Source organism: Streptomyces sp. NPDC026500 (genome assembly GCF_055567635.1).
The window spans coordinates 1-6,180 of the sequence record NZ_JBVHQB010000066.1; the positions used below are offsets into that span (position 1 = coordinate 1).

At 74.5% G+C, this 6,180-nt stretch carries 2 protein-coding genes; both read right to left on the reverse strand.

The genetic code is table 11. The features are described from left to right. A partial coding sequence (locus ACZ4N5_RS42985) for a type I polyketide synthase (RefSeq protein ID WP_467762405.1) occupies positions 1-1,415 on the reverse strand: 1,415 nt, incomplete at its 3' end. A gap of 415 nt (positions 1,416-1,830) precedes the next feature. Continuing rightward, the coding region (locus ACZ4N5_RS42990; RefSeq protein ID WP_467762406.1) for a type I polyketide synthase at positions 1,831-6,180 on the reverse strand (4,350 nt) is incomplete at its 5' end.

The following is a 6,180-nucleotide window of genomic DNA, read 5'->3' on the forward strand; positions in this document are numbered from 1 at the left end:
CCCTCAGCAGCCGCGCCGCCCTCCTCGACCCCCGGCGCCTGCTCCACGATGACGTGAGCGTTCGTACCACTGAAACCGAACGACGACACACCCGCGCGACGCGCGCGGTCCACCTCGGGCCACGCCGAGGCCTCTCGTACGAGTGAGACCGCGCCCGCCGACCAGTCCACGTGCGGAGTCGGCTCGCCCACGTGCAAGGTCTTCGGCACCACACCGTGGCGCATGGCCTCGACCATCTTGATCACGCCGGCGACACCGGCGGCGGCCTGGGTGTGGCCGATGTTCGACTTGATGGAGCCCAGCAGCAGGGGCTGCTCGGCGGGCCGGTCCTGGCCGTAGGTGGCGAGCAGCGCCTGCGCCTCGATGGGGTCGCCGAGGGTGGTGCCGGTGCCGTGCGCCTCCACCACGTCCACATCGGCGGCGGAAAGCCGGGCATTGGTGAGCGCCTGATGAATCACACGCTGCTGCGAAGGCCCATTGGGCGCGGTGAGACCGTTCGAGGCACCGTCCTGGTTGACGGCCGAGCCACGGACGACGGCCAGCACGGGGTGGCCGTTGCGCTGCGCGTCGACCAGCCGCTCCACGAGCAGCATGCCGACGCCCTCGCCCCAGCCGGTGCCGTCGGCCTCGGCGGCGAAGGGCTTGCAGCGCCCGTCGGGGGCGAGGCCTCGCTGGCGGCTGAACTCGGTGAAGGTGGCGGGGGTCGCCATGACGGTGACGCCACCTGCGAGGGCGAGGGTGCACTCGCCGTTGCGCAGCGCCTGCACGGCGAGGTGCAGCGCGACGAGGGACGAGGAGCAGGCCGTGTCGATGGTGACGGCCGGGCCCTCCAGGCCGAAGGTGTACGCGACGCGGCCGGAGGCGATGCTGCCGGAGCTCCCGGTGCCGAGGAAGCCCTCGACGCCCTCGGGCACCGTGTCCAGGCGGGCGGTGTAGTCGTGGTACATCACGCCCGCGAACACGGCGGTGCGGCTGCCGCGCACCGAGGACGGGTCGATACCGGCCCGCTCGAACGCCTCCCAGGAGCTCTCCAGCAGCAGCCGCTGCTGCGGGTCCATCGCCAGCGCCTCGCGCGGCGAGATGCCGAAGGGGGCGGGGTCGAAGCGGGCGGCGTCGTAGAGGAAGCCGCCCTCGCTGACGTAGCTGGCCCCGGCGCTGTCCGGGTCGGCGTCGTAGAGCGACTCCACGTCCCAGCCCCGGTCGACGGGGAAGGCGGAGACGGCGTCGTCACCGTTCTCGACGAGCCGCCACAGGTCCTCGGGGGTACGGACCCCGCCGGGGTAGCGGCAGCTCATCGCGATGATCGCGATGGGCTCCTGGTTCTTCTCCTCGACCTCGCGGAGCCGCCTGCGGGCCTGGCGCAGATCGGCGGTCGCCCGCTTGAGGTAGTCGCGAAGCTTGTCCTCGTTCACCATGTGCGTGGGCTCCATGCCAGAGAGGCGGTTGTACGGGTCGGACCGGCCGGGTGCTCCGCACGGCGGGGCGGGCCGGGTCCCGGGGTTGGTCGGTTGGGGCCGGCCGGATTCCGCGCGAGGCGGGGCCGGACCCGGGTCCCGGGAGTGTCGGGTCGTTTCCGGGCGGCCGGTCGTCCCGAAAGGTGTGCGTGTCGTGGGAACCGGTGGTCCCCACGGGGTGTGCGGGCCGGTCGGGCCCGCCTCCTGAGCGGGTTCGGCCGGATTCCCTACGGCTGTCGGGTCGGTCGAGGGCGTGCCGGGCGGCGGGGGTGCCGCGCCCCGGAGGGGTCCCTCCCGGTCCGGACGTACGTGCTCGTCCGGACCGGGAGGGGCCGCCTCGGAGTGCGTCACGGCCGCCGCCCGGCGTGGTGGGGCGTCAGGAAGCGCCGAGCTCGTCGTCCAGCAGGTCGAAGAGCTCGTCGTCGGTCACCGAGTCGAGGTCGTCGCCGTCGACGCCTCCCCCGGTGTCGCCCGTCGGGTCCTGGGCCTCGGCCCACCTGGTCATCAGGGCCTGGAGGCGCATGGTGATCCGCGAACGTGTGCCGTTGTCCGCGGCCGCGGCCGCCAACGCGGCCTCCAGCCGGTCGAGTTCGCCGAAGACGGTCGGGCCGTCGGCATCGAGGGGAAGCGCCGAGCGCAGGTAGTCGCTCAGTGCCTGCGGCGTCGGGTGGTCGAAGATCAGCGTGGCCGGCAGACGCAGCCCGCTGGCCACGCCGAGCCGGTTGCGCAGCTCGACCGCCGTCAACGAGTCGAAGCCCAACTCCTTGAAGGCGCTGTGCGGTTCTACGGCCGCTGCCCCGGCGTGGCCCAGCACCTGGGCCACCTGGGTGCGCACCAGGTCCAGCAGGAGCCGGTCCCGCTCGGCGGCCGGGAGCAGCGCCAGGCGCTGCGCCAGCGACTCGGGGCCGTCCGCCGTCCCCCCGCCGGCCCGGCGCCGCACCGGGGTGCGGAGCAGGCCGCGCAGCAGCGGCGGCACGGTGTCACCGACCTGGGCCTGGAGGGCCGGCAGGTCCAGCCGGGCGGGCACCAGCACGGCGGGCCCGGCCGCATGCACCAGCGCCGCGTCGAAGAGCGCCAGCCCGTCGGCGGCCGACAGGGCGTTCATGCTGCCCCGGCTCAGCCGTTCGCGGTCGCGCTCGTCGAGCGTGGCGGCCATGCCCGCCTCGTCGTCCCACAGGCCCCAGGCCAGCGAGACGGCGGGCATCCCCGCCGCGCGCCGTTGCTGGGCGAGGGCGTCGAGGAAGGTGTTGCCGGCCGCGTAGTTGGCCTGTCCGGCGTTGCCGAACACACCGGCCGCCGAGGAGAACAGCACGAACGCCGACAGGTCCAGCTCGCGGGTCAGCTCGTGCAGGTTCCAGGCCGCGTCCACCTTGGGCCGCAGCACCCGGTCCAGCCGCTCGGCGGTGAGCGCCTCGACGGTCCCGTCGTCCAGCACACCGGCGGTGTGCATCACGCCGGTCAGCGGGTGCTCGGCGGGGATGCTCCCGATCAGCGCGGCCACCGCGTCCCGATCGGCCACGTCGCAGGCCGCCCAGGTAGCCGAGGCACCCAACTCGCCGAGCTGGGCCGCCAGTTCGGTTGCCCCTTCGGCCTGCTCGCCGCGCCGGCCGACCAGCAGCAGGTGATGTACGCCGTGTTCGGTGACCAGGTGCCGGGCGAGCAGACCGCCGAGGGTGCCGCCGGCGCCCGTGACGAGGACCGTGCCCTGCGGGTCCATACCGATGCCGTCACCCGGCTCGGTTCGGGTGCCGTCGCCCGCGGGGACGGTCGTACGGGCCAGACGCGGGGCCAGCACGACCCCGTCACGCAGCGCGAACTGCGGCTCGTCGGAGGCCAGCACGTCGGGCAGCGCGCGCCAGGAGGCGTCCGTGCCGTCCACGTCCACCAGGACCAGCCGGCCCGGGTGCTCCGCCTGCGCGGAGCGCACCAGGCCCCACACCGGCGCGTGCGCCAGGTCCGTCACACCCTCGTCGGCGCCCGGCGCGACGGCCCCGCGCGTGACGAACACCAGCCGTGCCTCGGCGAACCGCTCGTCCGCCACCCACCGGCGCACCAGCGCCAGGGCGTCGCCCGCGGCATCGTGCGCGGCCCGCGCGAGCCCCGCGCCGGTACGGGAGCCGGGGACCGGGTCGAGCGACACGAACACCGTCGCCGGGGCGCCCACCACCTCGGCGTCCTCGGCCAGCTCCGCCAGGTCGGCGTACGGCTCGGTGCCGGCCGCGCCGGGCAGCGCGGCCACCAGCCCGAGCGGGTCGGTGCCCAGCACCGCCCACGCCCCCTCGGCCGGTGTCTCTGCCCCGGGCAGCGTCAGCGCGGTCCAGTCCACCTGGAACAGCGCGTCGCGCACCGGCCCCGTGCCGCTGCCGACGAAGGCGTCGGCGGCCAACGGGCGCAGCACGAGCGATGACACCGTGAGCAACGGCCGCCCGGCCTCGTCGGTGACGTCCAGCGTGACCGCGTCGCGCGCCGCAGGGGCCATGGTCACCCGCAGCGCCGCCGCGCCGACCGCGTGCAGCCGCACACCGTCCCACGCGAACGGCAGCCGCGCGCCCTCGGGCCCGTCGGGGAAGAAGTCGCCCAGGCCCACCGCGTGCAGCGCCGCGTCCAGCAGCGCCGGGTGCAGCCCGTACGCGGCCGCCTCGGCCCGGCGCTCCTCGGCGAGCGAGACCTCGGCGAACACTTCGTCGCCGCGTCGCCACGCCGCCCGCAAGTTGCGGAAGGCCGGGCCGTAGCCGAGCCCGATGGCCTCGAACGACGGGTAGAGGTCCGTCACTTCGCACTCCTCGGCGCCGGCCGGCGGCCACTCGGCGTGCGGGGCGGGATCGGCCGCCGCGTCGGCGACCGCCAGCACACCGCCCGCGTGCCGGGTCCACGCCTCCTCGAAGGCGGCGTCCTCAGGCCGCGAGTAGACGTGGAACTCCCGTCGGCCCGCGTCGTCGGCGCCCGACACGGCCAGGCGCAGCTGCACCCCGCCGGTCTCCGCCAGCACCAGCGGCGCCTCCAGCGTCAGGCCCTCCAGCAGGTCCAGGCCCGCGTGGTCCCCGGCGCGCACCGCGAGCTCCACCAGCACCGCGCCCGGCACCACGACCGCGCCGGCCACCCGGTGGTCGGCCAGCCAGGGGTGGGTCCGTAGCGAGAGCAGCCCGGTCAGCAGGAACCCGTCCGAGTCCGGCAGCTCCACCGCCGCGCCCAGCAGCGGGTGCCCGGCGGAACCGAGCCCCGCCGCGACCACGTCGCCCGCGAGGGCGTTCGGGTGCGCCTCCAGCCAGTAGCGCTTGCGCTGGAAGGCGTACGTGGGCAGGTCCACGCGCTCGGCGCCGGTACCGGCGAAGTAGGCGGGCCAGTCCACAGTCGCGCCCCGGACGTGCGCCCCGGCCAGGGCGGAGGCGATCGTCTCCGCCTCGGCGCGTCCGGCGCGGAGGGTGGGAGTGAGGACCGTGGTGTCGGGGTGGTCGAGGCAGTCCTGGGCCATGGCGGAGAGGACACCGTCGGGGCCGAGTTCGAGGTACGTCGTCACACCCGCGGCTTCGAGGGTGCGGATACCGTCGCTGAAGCGGACGGCCTCACGGACGTGGCGGACCCAGAAATCGGGGTCGGTCATGTCGTCCGTGACCACCGTGCCGGTCAGGTTCGACACGACCGCGATCCGCGGGCTCTCGTAGGTCAGGCCCTCGGCGACCTTGCGGAAGTCGGCGAGCATCCCGTCCATGTGCGGCGAGTGGAACGCGTGACTGACCGTGAGGTGCTTGGACTTGCGGTCCTTGAACGAGCGGACAACCCTCTCCGCCTCGTCCAGGTCACCCGCGATCACCACGGACCGGGGCCCGTTGATCGCCGCGATGCTCACGCGCTCGCTCAGGAGCGGCGCGACCTCCGCCTCGGTCGCCTCCAACGCGACCATCACCCCGCCCTCAGGCAGGGCCTGCATCAACCGGCCTCGGGCCGACACCAGCGTGCAGGCATCGTCGAGGCTCAGCACCCCGGCCACGTGCGCAGCCGCGATCTCACCGATCGAGTGACCGGACACGAAGTCCGGTGCGAGGCCCCACGATTCAACGAGGCGGAACAACGCCACCTCGACGGCGAACAACGCAGGCTGCGCGAACTCCGTACGATTCAACAGCTCCGCATCGTCCCCGAACAGCACATCCTTCAGCGGGAGTTCGAGGTCCATCCGGCTCGCCACCGCGTCCAGCGCCGCCGCGAACACCGGCTGGGACGCATACAACTCACGCCCCATACCCAGCCGCTGGCTCCCTTGCCCGGTGAAGAGCAAGGCGAGCTTGCCGACGTCCGGCGAGCCGATCGTCAGGTTGGCGGCGGTCCCGCCCTCGGCGAGCGCGGCGAGTCCGGAGAGGAACCCGTCGCGATCCCCGGCGACCACGGCGGCCCGGCGGTCGAGCAGCGTGCGGCTCGTCGTCAGGGCGAACCCGATGTCGGTGAGGGACAGTTCGGGGTGCGCGATCACATGGGCGCGGAGGCGTTCGGCCTGGGCGCGCAGCGCGTCCTGTGTCTTCGCCGAGAGCAGCCAGGGCAGACTGCCCGGCTCGCGCCCGGGCGCCCGGGGCGCCTCCGGCGTGGTCGGCACGGGGGCCTGCTCGATGATGGCGTGCGCGTTCGTACCGCTGAACCCGAAGGAGGAGACGGCCGCGCGGCGGGGCCGGCCGGTCTCGGGCCAGGCGACGGACTCGGTCAACAGGCGCACCGCGCCCGCCTCCCAGTCCAC